Annotated in this window: 14 protein-coding genes; 8 read left to right on the top strand and 6 right to left on the bottom strand. The window is 63.5% G+C overall.

Annotated elements, in window-relative coordinates; all coding sequences use genetic code 11:
- The first annotated feature begins 30 nt into the window (after positions 1-30).
- Complete coding sequence (gene aceK / locus ACMGGW_RS20790) at positions 31-1785, top strand: bifunctional isocitrate dehydrogenase kinase/phosphatase (RefSeq protein WP_197832222.1); 1755 nt, start codon at positions 31-33, stop codon at positions 1783-1785.
- A 1-nt stretch (position 1786) separates the two neighbouring features.
- Here the strand turns inward: aceK and ACMGGW_RS20785 are convergent, their stop codons facing one another.
- From ACMGGW_RS20785 to iclR, 5 genes are all read right to left on the bottom strand, one after another.
- Positions 1787-2428: a bifunctional 4-hydroxy-2-oxoglutarate aldolase/2-dehydro-3-deoxy-phosphogluconate aldolase gene (locus ACMGGW_RS20785; RefSeq protein ID WP_025304481.1), complete on the bottom strand. Its 642-nt coding sequence runs from the start codon at positions 2426-2428 to the stop codon at positions 1787-1789.
- 54 nt (positions 2429-2482) lie between these two features.
- The gene (edd, locus tag ACMGGW_RS20780; RefSeq protein WP_049204304.1) at positions 2483-4297 is read right to left on the bottom strand and encodes a phosphogluconate dehydratase; all 1815 of its coding nucleotides are present in this window, start codon (positions 4295-4297) and stop codon (positions 2483-2485) included.
- A 98-nt stretch (positions 4298-4395) separates the two neighbouring features.
- Positions 4396-5733, bottom strand: a complete 1338-nt coding sequence (gntU, locus tag ACMGGW_RS20775; protein WP_197832223.1) for a gluconate transporter — start codon at positions 5731-5733, stop codon at positions 4396-4398.
- A complete protein-coding gene (gene gntK / locus ACMGGW_RS20770; RefSeq protein ID WP_004936645.1) occupies positions 5730-6269 on the bottom strand; it encodes a gluconokinase in 540 nt (179 codons plus the stop codon). Before gntK ends, gntU begins: the two co-directional genes overlap by 4 nt.
- 252 nt (positions 6270-6521) lie before the next feature.
- Complete coding sequence (gene iclR / locus ACMGGW_RS20765; protein ID WP_004936648.1) at positions 6522-7352, bottom strand: glyoxylate bypass operon transcriptional repressor IclR; 831 nt, start codon at positions 7350-7352, stop codon at positions 6522-6524.
- 196 nt (positions 7353-7548) lie between these two features.
- On the opposite strand from iclR, the gene metH reads away from it, so the two are divergent.
- Positions 7549-11244 carry a methionine synthase gene (gene metH / locus ACMGGW_RS20760; RefSeq protein ID WP_197832224.1) on the top strand — a complete coding sequence of 1232 codons (3696 nt, stop codon included), beginning with the start codon at positions 7549-7551 and terminating at the stop codon, positions 11242-11244.
- A gap of 38 nt (positions 11245-11282) precedes the next feature.
- Here metH and ACMGGW_RS20755 read toward each other — a convergent pair whose 3' ends face one another.
- Positions 11283-11993: a UTRA domain-containing protein gene (locus ACMGGW_RS20755; protein WP_197832225.1), complete on the bottom strand. Its 711-nt coding sequence runs from the start codon at positions 11991-11993 to the stop codon at positions 11283-11285.
- A 193-nt stretch (positions 11994-12186) separates the two neighbouring features.
- On the opposite strand from ACMGGW_RS20755, the gene ACMGGW_RS20750 reads away from it, so the two are divergent.
- The 6 genes from ACMGGW_RS20750 to ACMGGW_RS20725 all read left to right on the top strand — a co-directional run bounded on the left by ACMGGW_RS20750 (position 12187) and on the right by ACMGGW_RS20725 (position 18568).
- Complete coding sequence (locus tag ACMGGW_RS20750) at positions 12187-13248, top strand: ABC transporter substrate-binding protein (RefSeq protein WP_004936660.1); 1062 nt, start codon at positions 12187-12189, stop codon at positions 13246-13248.
- Between the two features lie 11 nt (positions 13249-13259).
- Entirely contained in the window at positions 13260-14069 is an 810-nt protein-coding gene (locus tag ACMGGW_RS20745) for an alkaline phosphatase family protein (RefSeq protein WP_043139627.1), read from the top strand.
- On the top strand, positions 14066-14911 hold the full coding sequence (locus tag ACMGGW_RS20740) for an ABC transporter permease (RefSeq protein ID WP_016930298.1): 846 nt from the start codon (positions 14066-14068) through the stop codon (positions 14909-14911). The genes ACMGGW_RS20745 and ACMGGW_RS20740 overlap by 4 nt, the downstream gene beginning before the upstream one ends.
- Before the next feature lie 17 nt (positions 14912-14928).
- On the top strand, positions 14929-15714 hold the full coding sequence (locus ACMGGW_RS20735; RefSeq protein ID WP_025304475.1) for an ABC transporter permease: 786 nt from the start codon (positions 14929-14931) through the stop codon (positions 15712-15714).
- Positions 15715-15718: 4 nt separating this feature from the next.
- Positions 15719-16711 (top strand): ABC transporter ATP-binding protein, encoded by a 993-nt coding sequence (locus ACMGGW_RS20730; RefSeq protein WP_025304474.1) that lies wholly within the window; start codon positions 15719-15721, stop codon positions 16709-16711.
- A 207-nt stretch (positions 16712-16918) separates the two neighbouring features.
- Positions 16919-18568: a Na/Pi cotransporter family protein gene (locus ACMGGW_RS20725; protein WP_016930295.1), complete on the top strand. Its 1650-nt coding sequence runs from the start codon at positions 16919-16921 to the stop codon at positions 18566-18568.
- The last annotated feature ends 46 nt before the right edge of the window (positions 18569-18614 follow it).

Here is an 18614-nt window from a genome sequence, read left to right as displayed (position 1 = left end):
CGCAGGCTTCTTTTTCTGGCGGGGGTAAGGATGGCGGCAAAACTGGAGTTGTTGATCGCACAGACGATCCTGCAGGGCTTCGATGCGCAGTACGGCCGCTTTCTGGAAGTGACCGCCGGCGCGCAGCAGCGCTTCGAGCAGGCGGACTGGCCGGCGGTGCAGCAGGCGATGAAAAAGCGCATCCATCTGTATGACCATCACGTCGGCCTGGTGGTGGAGCAGCTCAAATGCATCACCGGGCAGAAATGCTTCGATGCCGACTTCCCCAGCCGGGTTAAAGCGGTTTATATCGACCTGCTGCCGGACTATCCGCGTTTCGAGATCGCCGAAAGCTTCTTTAACTCGGTCTATTGCCGGCTGTTCAAGCACCGCGATCTGACGCCGGACAAGCTGTTCGTCTTCAGTTCGCAGCCGGAACGGCGCTTTCGCGACATACCGCGTCCGCTGGCGCGCGATTTTACCCCCAATGGCGATCTGCCGGCGATGCTGCGCAGCGTGCTGAGCGATCTGCCGCTGCGGCTGCCGTGGGAGGACTTGGCGCGCGATATTCGCGACATCACTCAGGCGCTGCAACGCGCCTTCAGCGCACCGCAGCTGGCGGGCGCAACCTTCCAGATAGCCAACGAACTGTTCTATCGCAACAAGGCCGCCTGGCTGGTCGGCAAGCTGCGCCTGGCCGACGGTGTTTATCCGTTCTTGCTCCCGATCCACCACAGCGAGTCGGGCGCGCTGTTTATCGATGCCTGCCTGACCGGAAAGGCCGAGGCCAGCATTGTCTTCGGCTTCGCCCGCTCTTATTTCATGGTCTACGCGCCGCTGCCGGCGGCGATGGTGGAGTGGCTGCGCGAGATCCTGCCGGGCAAAACCACCGCCGAGCTGTACATGGCGATCGGCTGCCAGAAGCACGGTAAAACCGAATGCTATCGCGAATACCTGACCTTTATGGCGCAGTCGCAGGAGCAATTTATCATCGCGCCGGGGGTGAAGGGCATGGTGATGCTGGTGTTCACCCTGCCGTCCTTCGATCGGGTGTTTAAAGTGATCAAAGACGAATTCGCCCCGCAAAAAGAGGTGACGCAGGCGCAGGTGATGGCTTGCTATCAGCTGGTGAAAGAGCACGATCGCGTCGGGCGCATGGCGGATACCCAGGAGTACGAGAATTTCGTCGTCGACAAGGCGCGTCTCAGCCCAGAGTTGTTGGCGGAGCTTCGGCGCGAAGTGCCGGACAAGCTGGAAGATCTCGGCGATCGCATCGTGATCAAACACCTGTATATGGAACGGCGCATGACGCCGCTGAACCTGTATCTGGAGCAGGCCAACGACCAGCAAATGCGCGATGCGATTGAAGAGTACGGCAACGCGATCAAGCAGTTGGCCGCCGCCAATATTTTCCCCGGCGATATGCTGTTCAAGAACTTCGGCGTGACGCGCCACGGGCGGGTGGTGTTCTACGACTACGACGAAATTTGCTACATGACCGAGGTCAACTTCCGCGACATTCCGCCGCCGCGTTATCCGGAGGACGAGCTGGCCAGCGAGCCGTGGTACAGCATCGCGCCCAACGATGTGTTCCCGGAAGAGTTCCGCCACTTCCTGTGCGGCGATCGGCGCATTCGGCAGGTGTTTGAAGAGTTGCACAGCGATCTGTTTACCGCGGAGTATTGGCGCGGGTTGCAGCAGCGCATCCGCGAAGGGCATGTGGAAGACGTATTTGCTTATCGCAAGAAGCAGCGGTTCAGCCAGCGCAGCGGGGCGGCGCTGCCGGCCGCCACCGCTGCGATGTAAATCAGGCCTGGGCGCCCGCGACGGCGGCGCGCGCCAGTTCGGTAATGCGCGCGTAGTCGCCGCTTTCGAGTGCGTCCGCCGGCACCAGCCAGGAGCCGCCGATGCACAGCACGCTTTTCAGCGCCAGATAGCTGCGGTAATTGTCCGGCGAGATGCCGCCGGTCGGGCAGAAACGCACCTGCGGGAACGGGCCGCCGATCGCCTGCAGCGCTTTTACGCCGCCGTTGGCTTCCGCCGGGAAGAATTTAAATTCGCGCAGGCCGTAATCCATGCCCTGCATCAGCTCGGAAACGGTGCTGATGCCCGGTATAAGGGGAATGGAACCGGCGGTGGCGGCTTTGAGCAGCTCGTCGGTCAGCCCTGGGCTGATGGCGAACTGCGCGCCGGCCTCGGTCACTTCCCGCAGCTGCTGCGGATTGATCACCGTACCGGCGCCGATGATCGCTTCCGGCACCTCTTGGGCGATGGCGCGAATGGCGTCCATGGCGCAGGCGGTGCGCAGCGTCACCTCCAGCACCCGCACGCCGCCGGCGACCAGCGCTTTCGCCAACGGCACCGCATGTTCCAGCTTGTTGATCACGATGACCGGCACCACCGGCCCCGCCGTCAGGATCTGCTCGGCGCTTGTTGTCCACTTGTTCATGCTGACGTTCTCCTCTGTGGCCGCCGCCAGGCGGCGATGCGGCCAGGCTATCGATTAAAATTTGATGCAGCAGGCGCCCTGCTCGGCGCCTGACAGCTGGCTGCGCAGCGCGCCGAACAGCTCGCGGCCGCAGCCGATGTGTTCCGCGCTCAGATCGGGTTGGCATGGCGTGCGCCGCGCCAGCTCGTCGGCGTCGACCAGCACCTGCAGCTCGCCGCTGCGGCCGTTGACGCGGATCGGATCGCCGTCGCGCACTTTCGCCAGCAGGCCGCCGCTATAGGCTTCCGGGGTGACGTGGATGGCGGAAGGCACCTTGCCGGAGGCGCCGGACAGGCGGCCGTCGGTCACCAGCGCCACTTTGAAACCGCGATCCATCAGCACACCCAGCGGCGGCATCAGCTTGTGCAGCTCCGGCATGCCGTTGGCCTGCGGCCCCTGGAAGCGCACCACCACCACGCAATCGCGATCCAGCTTGCCGGCTTCGAACGCTGGCACGATATCGTGCTGGCTGTCGAACACCACCGCCGGCGCTTCGATGATCTGGTTATCGGCGGGCACCGCCGAGGTTTTCATCACCGCGCGGCCCAGATTGCCGGCCATCACTTTGGTGCCGCCATGATGTTCGAACGGCTGGGCGACGCTGGCGATCACGCTGGCGTCGAGCGAGCCGGCCACGCCTTCGCGCCATACCAATTGGCCGTTGTCCAGCCACGGTTCCTGGGTGTAGCGGCGCAGGCCGAAACCGGCCACGGTGTGCACGTCTTCGTGCAGCAGGCCATGTTGCAGCAGCTCGCGCACCACCAGCGGCACGCCGCCGGCGGCCTGGAATTGGTTGATATCGGCCGGGCCGTTCGGGTAGATGCGGCACAGCAGCGGCACCGCCTCCGACAGCTCCGAGAAATCGTCCCAGGTGATGATGATGCCCGCCGCCCGCGCCATCGCCACCAGATGCATGGTCAGGTTGGTGGAGCCGCCGGTGGCCAGCAGCGAGACGATGCCGTTCACCACCACTTTCTCGTCCACCAGGCGGCCGATCGGCAGGTAGTTGCCGGCGGTATCGGTCAGTCGGGTCACCTGGCGCGCGGCGGCGTCGTTCAGCGCGTCGCGCAGCGGCGTGTCCGGATGGACGAAGGAGGCGCCCGGCAGATGCAGACCCATCACTTCCATCACCATCTGGTTGGTGTTGGCGGTGCCATAGAAGGTGCAGGTGCCGATGCCGTGATAAGAGGCAGCCTCGGCCTCCAGCAGCGCCAAACGGTCGGCCTTGCCCTCGGCGTACAGCTGGCGCACGCGCACTTTTTCCTTGTTCGGCAGGCCGCTGCTCATCGGGCCGGCCGGCACGAACAGCGCGGGCAGGTGGCCGAAGGAGAGGGCGGCCATCACCAGCCCCGGCACGATCTTGTCGCAGATGCCGAGGAACAGCGCGCCGTCGAACATATTGTGCGACAGGCCGACGGCGGCCGACATGGCGATCACGTCACGGCTCATCAGCGACAGCTCCATGCCGTCCTGCCCCTGCGTCACGCCGTCGCACATCGCCGGCACGCCGCCGGCCACCTGGCCTACGGCGCCGACCGCTTTCAGCGCCTGCTTCAGCCGCTGCGGGTAGTGTTCGTACGGCTGGTGGGCCGACAGCATGTCGTTATAGGCGGTGATGATGGCGATATCGCTGCGCACCATGTTTTTCAGCGACGCCTTGTCATCAGGCTGACAGGCGGCGAAGCCGTGGGCCAGGTTGCCGCAGGCGAGCTGCGCGCGGTGGACGGTTTGGGCGCGGGCCGCCTCGATACGCGCCAGATAGGCGGCGCGGCTGGCCTGGGAACGGTCGATGATGCGCTGTGTGACACGGGACAAGGTTGGATTAATCATGCCTTCCTCACATTGCTGTTGTTATAGTCGCCGCCTGTGGCGGTGCCCCCGGGGGTGATTTGCAGCCCTGGTGTGCAAGGCCGGGGGCGATTCAGGATTTAAAACATCGTGAATGCAATCATGCCGATGGCGCCGCCGACGCTGCCCAGAATGGTTTCCATCACCGTCCAGGTTTTCAGCGTTTGCAGTTCGTTGGCGCCGGTGAATTTGCCGAACAGCCAGAAACCGGCGTCGTTGACGTGGCTCAGCACGATGGAGCCACCGGCGATGCAGATGGCCAGCGCGGCCAACTGCCCGCCGTTCAGCCCGAGCTGGCTGGTGACCGGCAGCACCAGGCCGACGGTGGTCAGGCAGGCGACGGTGGCCGAGCCCTGGATCACCCGCACCATGGCGGACAACGCGAACGCGGCCACGGCGATCGGCAGGCCGGCGCCGATCATGGCGTCACCGAGCGCCGGCCCGACGCCGGAATCCACCAGGATCTGCTTGAACACCCCACCGGCGCCGGTCATCAGCAGGATGATCCCGGCCGGCTGCACCGCGGCGGAGCAGATGGCCAGGGTCTGTTCGTTGCTCATGCCGCGCGGTTTCGCCAGACCGTAAATCACGATCAGGCAGGCCAGCAGAATGGCGGTGAACGGGTGACCGATAAACTCCAGCCACTGCTGCAGCTGCGAGCCGGGAGTGACCAGCCGCGCGCCGATAGTCTTCATGCCGACCAGTACCAGCGGGCACAGCACCAGCGCCAGGCTGAAGCCGAACGACGGCAGATTGCCCTTGGTCAGCGTCGGCTCATTCTCTTCCGGCGGCATCGGCCAGTTGACGAAGCGGCTGATAAAGCTGCCGTACAGCGGGCCGGCGATCAGCATGCCGATCACTGCCGCCACCAGGCCGATGGCGATCATCCAGCCGAAATCGGCCTTCATCTGCGATGCCAGCAGCATCGGCACCGGCCCCGGCAGCAGGAAGGAGGCGGCAGCGGCCACGCCGGCGAACAGCGGGATGGCCAGCTTGACGATATTGCCGTCGGTGCGGCGCGCCACGGCGAACACGATGCCGATCAGCAGCACCACCGCCACGTCGAAGAACAGCGGCAGCGCGCAGATCAGGCCGGCGATGCCGAGCGCGTAGTGCGCCTTGCTTTGTCCGAATCGTTTCAGCAATTGCGCCGCAATTTGATCGAGCGCGCCGACCTCATGCAGGATCTTGCCGAACATCGCCCCGAGCGCCACCACGATCGCCAGGAAACCCAGCGTGTCGCCCATGCCTTTTTGCATGGTGTCGGCGATACGGTCCAGCGGCATGCCGGAGAAGATGCCGGCGGCGATGGACACCAGCATCAGCGCGACGAAGGCGTGCATGCGCGCCTTCATCACCAGGAATAACAGCAGTAAAACCGAGCCGACTGCGGTACCGACCAGCGTTACGGTACTCACGCGCACACGTCCTGCGGCAGGAAGCTCTGGATATGGCGCACGGTATCGGCGATCACCGCGTCCAGCGGCTGATTGATGTCGATCGCCATCACGTCGTTCTCGTCGGCGCCCGGTTGCTCCAGCGCGGCGAACTGGGTGACCAGCATCTGCGGCTTGAAGAAGTGGCCGTTGCGCGCCGCCAGGCGGGATTCGATCACCGGGAACTCACCGTGCAGATAGATGAATGACAGGTTGCCGTTGCCGGCGCGCAGGCGGTCGCGATACTGCTTTTTCAACGCCGAACAGACGATGATCGACACGTTGTTGGTGCGCTGCATGGCGAAGGCGGCGTCGTTGAGCGCGGCCAGCCACGGCGCGCGATCGTCGTCGTTCAACGCCTCGCCGGCGGCCATCTTCAGGATGTTGCTGCGCGGGTGCAGGAAGTCGCCGTCGAGGAAGCCGGCGGAGAGTTGGCGGGCCGCGGCGGCGGCGACGGCGGACTTGCCGCTGCCGGAAACGCCCATAACGACGTAAATGCGATTTTGATTGTTGGTCATGGTTTGGCTCCAAAACACCGGGTGACGTTACCTTCGTTCAGTCTGATTGTTACCGGTAACATGTTATCGGTAACATTGTCGAAGGAAGTGTGAGCGGTTGCAATGGGCTTTCGCCGTGAGGATCGTTAACTGTGATCGGCTTCAAGCTTTTTGCCTGTGCGCTAAACAGGATGCCGACAGCCTGTTACATGCTGACAACAGAGCATGGCAGGGGAGCAGGGGCGCGCTGGGGCGCCCCTCGGATGGGCTGGATCAGCGCACGCCGCCGTAGGCCAGGCTGATCTCTTTCGCCGCGTGGATCACCAGCGCGCCCAGCTCGATCACGCGATCGTCGGTGATGCGCGACACCGGGCCGGAGATGGAAATGGCGGCGAAGGCTTCGCGGTGCTCGTCGAAGATGCAGGCCGCCACGCAGCGCAGGCCGAGCGCGTGCTCTTCGTCGTCAAAGGAGAAGCCCTGTTTGCGGATCTGCGCCAGCCCCTCTTTCAGGTTGTGCGGCGTCAGGGTATGCGGCGTGTAGGTGTGCATGCCTTTCTTGTGCAGCAGTTTGGTCACCTGATCGTCCGGCAGGGTGGCGAGGAACGCTTTGCCGGCACCGGAGGCGTGCATCGGCAGTTTGCCGCCGATCGGCGCCGACATGCGCATCAGCGCCGTGCACTGCACCTGATCGATGATGATCGCCTGGTACTCGCTGGTATCCAGCACCGCCAGGTTGACGGTTTCGCCGGACTCCTCCATCAGGCGGCGCAGCGTCGGATGCACCATCGCCAGCAGGTTGCGGCTTTGCAGGAAGCTGCTGCCGACCACAAAGGCGTGCGAGCCGATGGTCCACAGGCCGAGATCGCCGACCTGGCGCACGAATCCCTGCTGCTGCATGGTGGTGAGCAGGCGATGAGTGGTGGAATTCGGCAGGCCGGCCTGCTGGGCCAGATCGGTCAGCGCCACGTTGCCCTGGGCTTCCGAAATGTATTCCAACAGTTTCAGGCCACGGGTCAACGATTGTACCTGACCGGTCGCCGCACTGGCGGCGGGGGCTGCTGCGCGGGGCTTCTTGCCGCGCTTGGCGGGAGCAGGGGTGGCCATGGGTGAGATTCCTTTTTCCGTATGATGGAATTCATTTTCGTTTTTTGTCGATGAATTGCAAGCCGCCGTCAGCTCATCGGAGGTGTTGACGCACAACCTGAAAAACTCTCAATTGTCGCCTGGCCCTTTGTCCTTACAAGCTGTGCTAGGATGACTCGTTGGTTTTTGCGGCAGTTGAGCAATGGGCTGGATGGCAATGGAAGGGGTTACAGTGACGAATCGAGTAGAACAACTGCGCCGCCAGTTAGCGCAGCGCATTTTGGTGTTGGACGGCGGCATGGGCACCATGATCCAGAGCTACCGTCTGGATGAGCGCGATTTCCGCGGTGAGCGTTTCGCCGACTGGCGCAGCGATCTGAAAGGCAATAACGATCTGCTGGTGCTGACCAAGCCGGAAGTGATCACCGCCATTCATTACGCCTATCTCGAGGCGGGCGCCGATATCCTTGAGACCAATACCTTCAACTCCACCTCCATCGCCATGGCCGACTACCATATGGAGTCGCTGTCCGCCGAGATTAACTATCAGGCCGCCTGCCTGGCGCGCGCCTGCGCCGACGAATGGACGGCGCGCACGCCGGAAAAACCGCGCTACGTCGCCGGGGTGTTGGGGCCGACCAACCGCACCGCGTCCATCTCGCCGAACGTCAACGATCCGGCGTTCCGCAACATCTCGTTCGATGAACTGGTGGCGGCTTACCGCGAATCGACCCGCGCGCTGGTGGAAGGCGGCGTCGATCTGATCATGATCGAAACCATCTTCGACACCCTGAACGCCAAGGCCGCCGCTTTTGCGGTGGAAACCGAATTCGAAGCGCTGGGGGTGGAACTGCCGATCATGATTTCCGGCACCATCACCGACGCCTCCGGCCGCACCTTATCCGGCCAGACCACCGAAGCGTTTTACAATTCGCTGCGCCACGTCAAGCCGCTGACCTTCGGCCTGAACTGCGCCCTGGGCCCGGACGAGCTGCGCCAGTACGTCGCCGAGCTGGCGCGCATCTCGGAGACCTACGTCACCGCGCACCCGAACGCCGGTTTGCCGAATGCCTTCGGCGAATACGATCTGGATGCGGCCGAGATGGCGCGCCAGGTCGGGGAGTGGGCGCAGGCCGGCTTTCTCAATATCATCGGCGGATGCTGCGGCACCACGCCGGAACATATCGCCGCGATGGCCAAGGCGGTCGAGGGCGTGCCGCCGCGCCGGCTGCCGGAGCTCCCGGTCGCCTGCCGCCTGGCCGGTCTGGAGCCGCTGACCATCGACGCCAACACCCTGTTCGTCAACGTCGGCGAGCGCACCAACGTCACCGGTTCGGCGCGCTTCAAGCGCCTGATCAAAGAAGAGAAATACAACGAGGCGCTCGACGTGGCGCGTCAGCAGGTCGAGAGCGGCGCGCAGATCATCGACATCAACATGGACGAGGGGATGCTCGACGCCGAAGCGGCGATGGTGCGCTTCCTCAACCTGATCGCCGGCGAGCCGGATATCGCTCGGGTGCCGATCATGATCGACTCCTCCAAGTGGTCCGTTATCGAGAAAGGCCTGAAGTGCATTCAGGGCAAGGGCATCGTCAACTCGATCTCGATGAAGGAGGGCGAAGAAGCCTTTATCCATCACGCCAAACTGGTGCGCCGCTACGGCGCCGCGGTGGTGGTGATGGCGTTCGACGAAGTGGGCCAGGCGGACACCCGCGAGCGCAAGTTCGAGATCTGCCGCCGCGCCTATAAAATTTTGACCGAACGCGTTGGCTTCCCGCCGGAAGACATCATTTTCGACCCGAACATCTTCGCCGTCGCCACCGGCATCGAAGAGCACAACAACTACGCCGTCGACTTTATCGAAGCCTGCGCCGACATCAAAACCCACCTGCCGCACGCGATGATCTCCGGCGGGGTGTCCAACGTGTCGTTCTCGTTCCGCGGCAACGATCCGGTGCGTGAAGCGATCCATGCGGTGTTCCTGTATCACGCCATTCGCAACGGCATGGACATGGGCATCGTCAACGCCGGGCAGTTGGCGATTTATGACGATCTGCCTACCGAGCTGCGCGAGGCGGTAGAAGACGTGATCCTCAACCGTCGCGAGGACGGCACCGAACGCCTGCTGGAGCTGGCGGAAAAGTACCGCGGCAGCAAAGACGGCGAAGCGGCGGTGCAGCAGGCGGAGTGGCGCGGCTGGCCGGTGGAGAAGCGGCTGGAATACTCGCTGGTGAAGGGCATCACCGAGTTTATCGAGCTGGACACCGAAGAAGCGCGGCAGCAGGCCGAACGCCCAATCGAAGTGATCGAAGGGCCGCTGATGGCCGGGATGAACGTGGTCGGCGATCTGTTTGGCGAGGGCAAGATGTTCCTGCCGCAGGTGGTGAAATCCGCCCGCGTGATGAAGCAGGCGGTGGCCTACCTGGAACCGTACATCGAGGCCAGCAAGCAGCAAGGCACCTCCGCGGGGAAAATCCTGTTGGCGACGGTGAAGGGCGACGTGCACGACATCGGCAAGAACATCGTCGGCGTGGTGCTGCAGTGCAACAATTATGAAATCGTCGATCTTGGCGTGATGGTACCGACGGAGAAAATCCTGCGCACCGCGCGCGAGGAGAACGTCGATATCATCGGCCTGTCGGGGCTGATCACGCCGTCGCTTGACGAGATGGTCAACGTGGCCAAAGAGATGGAGCGCCAGGGCTTTACGCTGCCGCTGCTGATCGGCGGCGCCACCACCTCCAAGGCGCACACCGCAGTGAAAATCGAGCAGAACTACAGCGGCCCGACCACCTACGTGCAGAACGCCTCGCGCACCGTGGGCGTGGTGTCGGCGCTGCTGTCCGCCACCCAGCGCGACGAGTTTGTGGCGCGCACCCGCAAAGAATATGAAACGGTGCGCATTCAGCACGCGCGCAAAAAACCGCGCACGCCGCCGGTCGATTTGCAGAAGGCGCGCGCCAACGCCATGGCGCTGGACTGGGCCGATTATCAGCCGCCGGCGCCGCGGCAGCTCGGCGTGTTTCCGGTGGCGGCCGGCATCGAGACGCTGCGCCACTATATCGACTGGACACCGTTTTTCATGACCTGGTCGCTGGCGGGCAAATACCCGCGCATCCTGGAGGATGAGGTGGTGGGGGAAGAGGCCAAACGCCTGTTCCACGACGCCAATCAGATGCTGGATCGGCTGGCCGCCGAGCGCAGCCTCAACCCGCGCGGCGTTTACGGCCTGTTCCCGGCCAACCGCGTCGGCGATGACGTGGAAGTGTACCGCGACGAACGGCGTGACGAGGTGCTGGCGGTGAGCCGCCATCTGCGCCAGCAGACGGAAAAAACCGACTTCCCGAACTACTGCCTGGCGGACTTCGTGGCGCCGAAAAGCAGCGGCAAAGCCGACTACTTCGGCGCCTTCGCGGTGACCGGCGGGCTGGAGGAGGACGTGCTGGCGGCGGCGTACGACGCGCAGCATGACGATTACAACAAAATCATGGTCAAGGCGCTGGCGGATCGTTTGGCGGAGGCCTTCGCCGAATACCTGCATGAGCAGGTGCGCAAGTTACACTGGGGCTATGCCGCCGACGAGAGCCTGAGCAACGAGGAACTGATCCGCGAGAACTATCAGGGCATCCGGCCGGCGCCGGGCTACCCGGCCTGCCCGGAGCACACCGAAAAAGCGACCATCTGGCAGCTGCTGGACGTCAACCGCCACACCGGCATGGAACTGACGGAGTCCTTCGCTATGTGGCCGGGAGCGGCGGTATCCGGCTGGTACTTCAGCCATCCTGAGAGCAAGTACTTCGCGGTGGCGCAGATCCAGCGCGATCAGGTGGAAGACTACGCGGCGCGTAAAGGGATGAGCGTGAGCGAGGTCGAGCGCTGGCTGGCGCCAAACCTCGGCTACGACGCCGACTGACTTTCCTCTTTAAGGGCGCAGCGATGCGCCCTTGTCATTTACAGCGCTTCCACATCGATGTGCAGCGCGTCGTACCGCCAATACTCCAGGTCACAATCGATCACCCTGTCGTGCTGATCGCGATTCACCCGCGTAATGAACAGCGCCGGGCTGCCGTAGGTCACCTTCAGCATGGCGGCGGCCTGCTGCGGCAGCAGGGTGGGCAGCATGTCGAAACGCACCCGGCCGTAGTGAATGCCGTAGCGCGCGGCGTACAGCGCGGTCAGCGACTGGGTCAGATCTTCGTCCAGAATGCCGGGGAAATAGGACGGATTGAGGTAGTGCTCGCAGTACAGCACCGCGCGCCCGTCGATGTAGCGCAGTCGGCGAATGCGATAGGCCTGCGCGCCGGGAGGCAGCGCCAGACGGCCGGCCAGCGGCGCGTCGAGCGTGACGACCGCGCTGTCGATCGCTTCGGTATGCGCGGCGCGCCCCTGCTGCTGCGCCATGGCGTGAAAATGGCTGCGCTGCAGCGGGTTGTAGATCAAACGTGGCGGCGAGATGAACCAGCCGCGCCGCACCTGGCGGTAGATGACGCCCTGCGCCTCCAACTGGCCGAGCGCCTCCTGCAAGGTAATGCGGGTGGTGGCGAATTGCTCGCTCAGGGCGCGTTCGGAGGGCAGCTTGCCGCCCGCGGCGAACTCGCCGGCGGTGATGCGGGCGCTCAGCGTTTGGCAGATGGTGGCGACGGTCGTCGGTGCTTCACTCATACAGCGGGTGTCCCGTTTCAGTGCGTTTGGCCTTCCTTAAGGTAGACCAGCGTCGCGTTTTCGCCGTTGCAATGGGTGATAAAACTGTCGCTTTTTTAAGCTGACATATAATTATCACATTCGTCCGTTAGATTGGTTTGGTCCTTGCTGGACTAGTCCAGCCATCCCCACACTACTACCTGGAGCATCAGTTATGAAACGTTTGTGCGCTTCTGTGTTAACCAGTGCCATCGTGTTATCCAGCCAGATGAGCTGGGCCGCGGATACCGATCTGGCGGCGCTGGAGCAGGCCGCGAAGAAAGAAGGCGAAGTCAACAGCGTCGGCATGCCGGACAGCTGGGCCAACTGGAAAGGCACCTGGCAAGATCTGTTGAGCAAGTACGGCCTGAAGCATGTCGATACCGACATGAGCTCCGCGCAGGAGATCGCCAAATTCGATGCGGAAAAGAACAACGCTACGGCGGACATCGGTGACGTCGGCGCGGCCTTTGGCCCGGTGGCGGTGCAGAAGGGCGTAACGCAGCCCTACAAACCCTCTACCTGGGATCAGGTGCCGGACTGGGCGAAAGACAAAGACGGGCACTGGGCGCTGGCTTACACCGGCACCATCGCCTTTATCATCAATAAACAGCAGGTGAAAGACATCCCGCACAGCTGGGCCGATCTGCTCAAGGGCAGCTATCAGGTCACCATCGGCGACGTCGGCACCGCGTCGCAGGCGGCCAGCGGCGTGCTGGCCGCCACCTACGCCATGGGCGGCAACGAGAAAAACCTCAAGCCGGGCCTGGAATTCTTCGGCAAGCTGGCCAAGGCCGGCCGCCTGAGCCTGAGTAACCCGGTGATCGCATCGCTGGAGAAAGGGGAAGTGCAGGTTGGCGTGGTGTGGGACTTCAACGGCCTGAACTACCGCGATCAGATCGACAAAACCCGTTTTGAAGTGCTGATCCCGTCGGACGGCTCGATCACCTCCGGCTACACCACCATCATCAATAAATACGCCAAGCACCCGAACGCCGCCAAGCTGGCGCGCGAATACATCTTCTCCGACGCCGGCCAGATCAACCTGGCGCGCGGCTATGCCCGCCCGATCCGCGCCGAACATCTGACGCTGCCGGACGACGTCAAGGCCAAGCTGCTGCCGGCCGAGCAGTACAAGAATGCGCACCCGATCGCCGATCCGGCGGCCTGGGAACAGAGCGCCAAAGCGCTGCCGCGCCTGTGGCAGGAAAACGTCATTATGTTTATGCAGCAGTGAGTTAACGCACCATGAAAACGATCCTCGTGCTGCTGGACGGCCTCAACTACCGGGTGGCGCATGACGCCATGGGGTATCTGCAGGCCGAATGTGCGGCGGGACGCGGGCGGTTGTACCTGCTGGAGAGCGAGTTGCCCTCGCTCTCCCGGCCGCTGTATGAATGCATCCTCACCGGCGTCACGCCGGTGGAGAGCGGCGTGGTGCACAACCACGTCTCGCGCCTTTCTCATCAACAAAGCGTGTTTCATTACGCGCGCGCCGCCGGGCTGACCACCGCCGCCGCCGCGTATCATTGGTTCAGCGAATTGTATAACCGCACGCCGTTCGACGCCGCGCGCGACCGCCACACCGACGCTCCCGAGCTGCCGATTCAGCACGGCCATTTCTATTACGACGACGGCTATCCCGACAGCCATCTGTTCGACGACGCCGAAAGCCTGCGCCAGCGTCATCAGCCGGATTTCCTGCTGATCCACCCGATGAACATCGACGACGCCGGGCACCGCTTCGGCCTCTCTTCGCCGCAGTACCGCAACGCGGCGCGGCGCGCCGACGGCTCGCTGTCGCGCTACCTGCCCGAGTGGCTGGCGGCCGGTTATCAGGTGCTGGTCACCGCCGACCACGGCATGAACGACGATCGCAGCCACGGCGGGGTGTTGCCGGAAGAGCGCCAGGTGCCGCTGTTCGTGTTCGGCGCGGGCTTCAGCCTGGACGACGCCGATCCGCAGCAAACCGAGCTGTGCGGCACGATCTGCGATCTGCTGCAGGCGGCGCATGACAAGCCGCGCTGCCGGGCGCTGCTGGCGCAGGATGCGCGATGAACAGCAAAACCAAATGGATCGCCGCACTGTGCCTGCTGCCGTTTATCGTGCTGTTCGGCGCGTTTCAGATCGCCCCGCTGGTGTGGATCGCGGTTCACAGCTTTTTCAGCGAGAGCAGCGGCTGGGGATGGGGCAACTATGTCGATATCCTCACGTCGCCGTTCTACCTGCAGGCCTTTCAGTTCTCGCTGGAGATCTCGCTGTGGTCGAGCGTCTACGGCTTGCTGATTGCATTAGTGGGCAGTTACTCACTTCGCCAGCTCGGCCAGACCCGCTTTCATGACTTCGTGATGTCGTTCACCAACATGACCAGCAACTTCGCCGGGGTGCCGCTGGCGTTCGCCTTCGTCATTCTGTTGGGGTTGAACGGCTGCCTGACGCTGCTGCTGCGCAAATACGGTTTGATGGAGAGCTTCAACCTCTATTCGAAGAGCGGCCTGATCGTGCTGTATACCTACTTCCAGATCCCGTTGGGCGTGCTGTTGCTGTATCCGGCGTTCGATGCGCTGCGCGCCGATTGGCGTGAGTCGGCGGCGCTGCTCGGCGCCGGCCCCTGGCGCTACTGGCGGCATATCGGCCTGCCGGTGCTGGCGCCGGCGCTGATGGGCACCTTCGTCATCCTGCTGGCCAACGCGCTGGGCGCCTACGCCACGGTGTACGCGCTGACCACCGGCAACTTCAACGTGATCCCGATCCGCATCTCGGCGTTGGTGGCGGGGGACATCTCCCTCGATCCGAACCTGGCCAGCGCGCTGGCGATGCTGCTGGTGGTGATGATGGCGTTTATCACGGTAATCCACCAATGGATGCTGCGCAGGAGCTACCTCAATGCGCGCTCATAATCGGATGGAGAATGCGCATGTCGCGTGCTGAACGCCTCTATCACCGCACGGTGACCGGCCTGCTGCTGCTGATCCTGCTGCTGCCGCTGGCGGCGACGCTGATTTATGCGCTGGCCACCCAGTGGGGCGCCACCATTTTACCGGACGGTTTTACCCTGAAGTGGCTGACGGCGCTGTGGAGCGACCCGCGCTTTTTGCAGGCGCTGTGGCATTCGCTGCTGATCTGCTTCGGCACGCTGCTGCTGTCGGTGGTGGTGATCCTGCCGGCGATGTTTGTGATTGCTTACTATTTTCCCAAGCTGGACGCGGTGATGAACGTGCTGATCCTGCTGCCGTTCGCCGTGCCGCCGGTGGTGTCGGCGGTGGGGCTGATGCAGCTGTTCGCCGCCGATCCGCTGCCGCTGCTCGGCACCCCCTGGATTTTGGTGGGCTGCTATTTCACCATCGCGCTGCCGTTTATCTACCGCGCCATCAGCAACAACATGCAGGCGATCAACCTGCGCGATCTGATGGACGCCGCGCACCTGCTCGGCGCCAGTACCTGGCAGGCGGCGCTGTGGGTGGTGCTGCCGAACCTGCGCAAGGGCGGAACGATCGCCGTGCTGCTGTCGTTCTCGTTCCTGATCGGCGAGTTCGTGTTCGCCAACCTGCTGGTGGGCAGCCAGTATGAAACGCTGCAGGTCTACCTGTTTAATATGCGCAACGGCAGCGGGCATTTCACCAGCGCGCTGGTCATCTCCTATTTCGCCGTGGTGCTGCTCGTCACCTGGCTGGCGAACTTGCTGAATAAAAACAAGGGCTAACCCGATGGCTTATCTCAACGTCACCCGCCTGAACAAACACTATGGCCAGACCCAGGTGTTTCAGGATATCGATTTCACCGCCGAAGAGGGGGAGTTCGTCACCCTGCTGGGGCCGAGCGGCTGCGGCAAATCGACGCTGCTGCGCTGCCTGGCCGGCCTGACACCGGTCGACAGCGGGCAAATTTTATTGCAGGGCCAGGATCTGGTACCGCTGGCGCCGCAAAAGCGCGGCATCGGCATGGTGTTCCAAAGTTATGCGCTGTTCCCCAATATGACGGTGGAAGGCAACGTGGCATTCGGCCTGAAAATGCAGAAGCTGGCGGCCGGGCAGATCGGCCAGCGGGTGCAGGAGGTACTGGCGCTGGTGGAGCTGAGCGATCTGGCAAAGCGCTATCCGCATCAGCTGTCGGGCGGCCAGTGTCAGCGCGTGGCGCTGGCGCGATCGCTGGTCACTCGCCCGCGTCTGCTGCTGCTCGACGAACCGCTGTCGGCGCTGGACGCGCGTATCCGCAAACACCTGCGCGAGCAGATCCGGCGCATTCAACGCGAGCTGAACCTGACGGCGATCTTCGTCACCCACGATCAGGAAGAGGCGTTGACCCTATCGGATCGCATCGTGCTGATGAACAAGGGGCAGATCGTGCAGAGCGGCGACGCGGAAACCTTGTATACCCAGCCGGCGGACGCCTTCGCCGCCGGATTTATCGGCAACTATAACCTGTTGACCGCCGAACAGGCCGCCCAACTGACCGGGCGCAGCTATGTCGGCAAGGTGGCGATCCGCCCCGAGTCTATCGGCCTGTTGCCGGCCGGACAGGGGATCGGTGGGGTGATCCTGGGTCACAGTTTGCTCGGGAATGTGGTACGGTATCGGATTCAGGTTTGCGAGATAGAATTGCTGGTTGACGTGCTCAACCGTTCGGTGGCCGACCTGCGGCCCGACGGCGCGGAAATTGGGCTACACTTGGAACCTGTTGTATTGCGGGAAGTTGCATGACTTCGCAGCGCGGCGCCGGGGCCTTCCCGCCGCCGCATTAACCTTTCTCTTCTGCGGTCTGCCGCCCGCCCGCTGTCCTGCCAGACCCACGCCCGGCAGGCGGGACCGCGCGCTGTACCCGTCATCCTTTGGCTCGCCTCTCTGCGTCGCGTGACAAGCATCGGGTATCAGCCTCCTTTGGCCGGGCGTTAATGGAGCGTATCTTCCGTGCTGACCCTTCTTCACCTGCTTTCGTCCGTGGCGCTGTTGGTGTGGGGTACCCACATCGTGCGCACCGGGATCATGCGGGTTTACGGCGCCAATCTGCGGCGCGTGTTGAGCGACAGCGTTGAGAAAAAGCCGCTGGCGTTCGTTTCCGGCATCGGCGTGACCGCGCTGGTGCAAAGCAGCAACGCCACCGCGCTGCTGGTGACCTCTTTCGTCGCGCAGGGGCTGGTGGGGCTGGCGCCTGCGCTGGTGATCATGCTGGGCGCCGACGTCGGCACCGCGCTGATGGCGCGCGTGCTGACCTTCGATCTTTCCTGGCTGTCGCCGCTGCTGATCCTGGTCGGCGTCTTCCTGTTCCTCAGCCGCAAGCAAATGCGGATCGGCCAGATCGGACGCGTCCTGATCGGCCTTGGGCTGATCGTGCTGGCGCTGGAGCTGATCGTCGCCGCCGCCACGCCGATCACCCAGGCGGCCGGGGTGAAAGTGCTGTTCTCGTCGCTGACCGGCGACGTGATGCTGGACGCCCTGACCGGCGCGCTGTTCGCCATCGTCAGCTATTCCAGCCTGGCGGCGGTGCTGCTGACCGCCACCCTGACCGCCACCGGCGTGATTTCTCTGAAGGTGGCGCTCTGTCTGGTGATCGGCGCCAACCTCGGCAGCGGCCTGCTGGCGATGATCAACGCCAGCGGGCAGAACGCCGCCGGGCGGCGCGTAGCGCTCGGCAGCCTGCTGTTCAAGCTGGTGGGCTGCATACTGGTGCTGCCGTTCGTCTCCTATCTGGCGGATTTGATGGCTCAGCTGCCGGGCGGCAGCGAAGAGCTGGTGATCTATTTCCACGTGTTCTACAACCTGATCCGCTGCCTGGTGATGATCCCACTGGCCGGGCCGATGGCGACGCTGTGCGAGCGGCTGATCGTCGACGAAGCGGCCGACGATCCGCGCATGCGGCCGCGCCATCTGGACGCCAGCGCGCTGGACACGCCGACGCTGGCGCTGGCCAATGCGGCGCGCGAAACGCTGCGCATGGGCGACGTGGTGGAACACATGATGATCCTGCAACGTGAAGTGCTGCACGGTAAGCAGGGGGTCGATAAAGAGGTGCGGCGCCTCGACGATGACGTCGACGTGCTGTACACCGCCATCAAGCTGTATCTGGCGCAGATCCAGAAGGAAGATCTGGGCGAGGAAGACTCGCGCCGCTGGGCGGAGATCATCGAAATGGCGCTCAACCTGGAACAGGCGGGCGACATCATCGAGCGCATGGCCGGCGACGTGGGCGCCAAGTCGCACGCCGCGCGCCGCGCCTTCTCGGCGGAAGGGTTGGCGGAGCTGGACGGGCTGCACGAACGGCTGATCGGCAACCTGCGCCTGGGGCTGTCGGTGTTCCTGTCCGGCGACGTCACCAGCGCCAAACGCCTGCGCCGTTCCAAGCACCGCTTCCGCATTCTGGATCGCCGCTACGCGCACGCGCACGTCGATCGTTTGCACCAGCAAAACGTGCAGAGCATCGAGACCAGTTCGTTGCATTTGGGATTGTTGGGGGACATGAAGCGCCTGAACTCGCTGTTCTGCGCGGTGGCTTACAACGTGTTGGATCAGGATGCCAAGGACGACGATCGCGACTGGGAAGACACCCCGAGCACGCTGTAAAAAAACGCCCCCGGTTTTAACCGGGGGCGTTGTGCAGGAAAGGCGC

Source organism: Serratia sp. BNK-4 (assembly GCF_048685115.1).
Classification (GTDB): Bacteria; Pseudomonadota; Gammaproteobacteria; order Enterobacterales; family Enterobacteriaceae; genus Serratia; species Serratia bockelmannii.
Note: the sequence above shows the minus strand (reverse complement) of the source record. Positions and strands in the feature narration are given on the sequence as shown.

Coding starts and splice junctions, on each gene's coding strand:
- ACMGGW_RS20735 (WP_025304475.1), top strand. CDS start 14,929: ATGTCGCGTGCTGAACGCCTCTATCACCGCACGGTGACCGGCCTGCTG.
- ACMGGW_RS20755 (WP_197832225.1), bottom strand. CDS start 11,993: ATGAGTGAAGCACCGACGACCGTCGCCACCATCTGCCAAACGCTGAGC.
- gntK (WP_004936645.1), bottom strand. CDS start 6,269: ATGACCAACAATCAAAATCGCATTTACGTCGTTATGGGCGTTTCCGGC.
- iclR (WP_004936648.1), bottom strand. CDS start 7,352: ATGGCCACCCCTGCTCCCGCCAAGCGCGGCAAGAAGCCCCGCGCAGCA.
- ACMGGW_RS20730 (WP_025304474.1), top strand. CDS start 15,719: ATGGCTTATCTCAACGTCACCCGCCTGAACAAACACTATGGCCAGACC.
- ACMGGW_RS20740 (WP_016930298.1), top strand. CDS start 14,066: ATGAACAGCAAAACCAAATGGATCGCCGCACTGTGCCTGCTGCCGTTT.
- metH (WP_197832224.1), top strand. CDS start 7,549: ATGGAAGGGGTTACAGTGACGAATCGAGTAGAACAACTGCGCCGCCAG.
- ACMGGW_RS20745 (WP_043139627.1), top strand. CDS start 13,260: ATGAAAACGATCCTCGTGCTGCTGGACGGCCTCAACTACCGGGTGGCG.
- ACMGGW_RS20750 (WP_004936660.1), top strand. CDS start 12,187: ATGAAACGTTTGTGCGCTTCTGTGTTAACCAGTGCCATCGTGTTATCC.
- edd (WP_049204304.1), bottom strand. CDS start 4,297: ATGATTAATCCAACCTTGTCCCGTGTCACACAGCGCATCATCGACCGT.
- ACMGGW_RS20785 (WP_025304481.1), bottom strand. CDS start 2,428: ATGAACAAGTGGACAACAAGCGCCGAGCAGATCCTGACGGCGGGGCCG.
- aceK (WP_197832222.1), top strand. CDS start 31: ATGGCGGCAAAACTGGAGTTGTTGATCGCACAGACGATCCTGCAGGGC.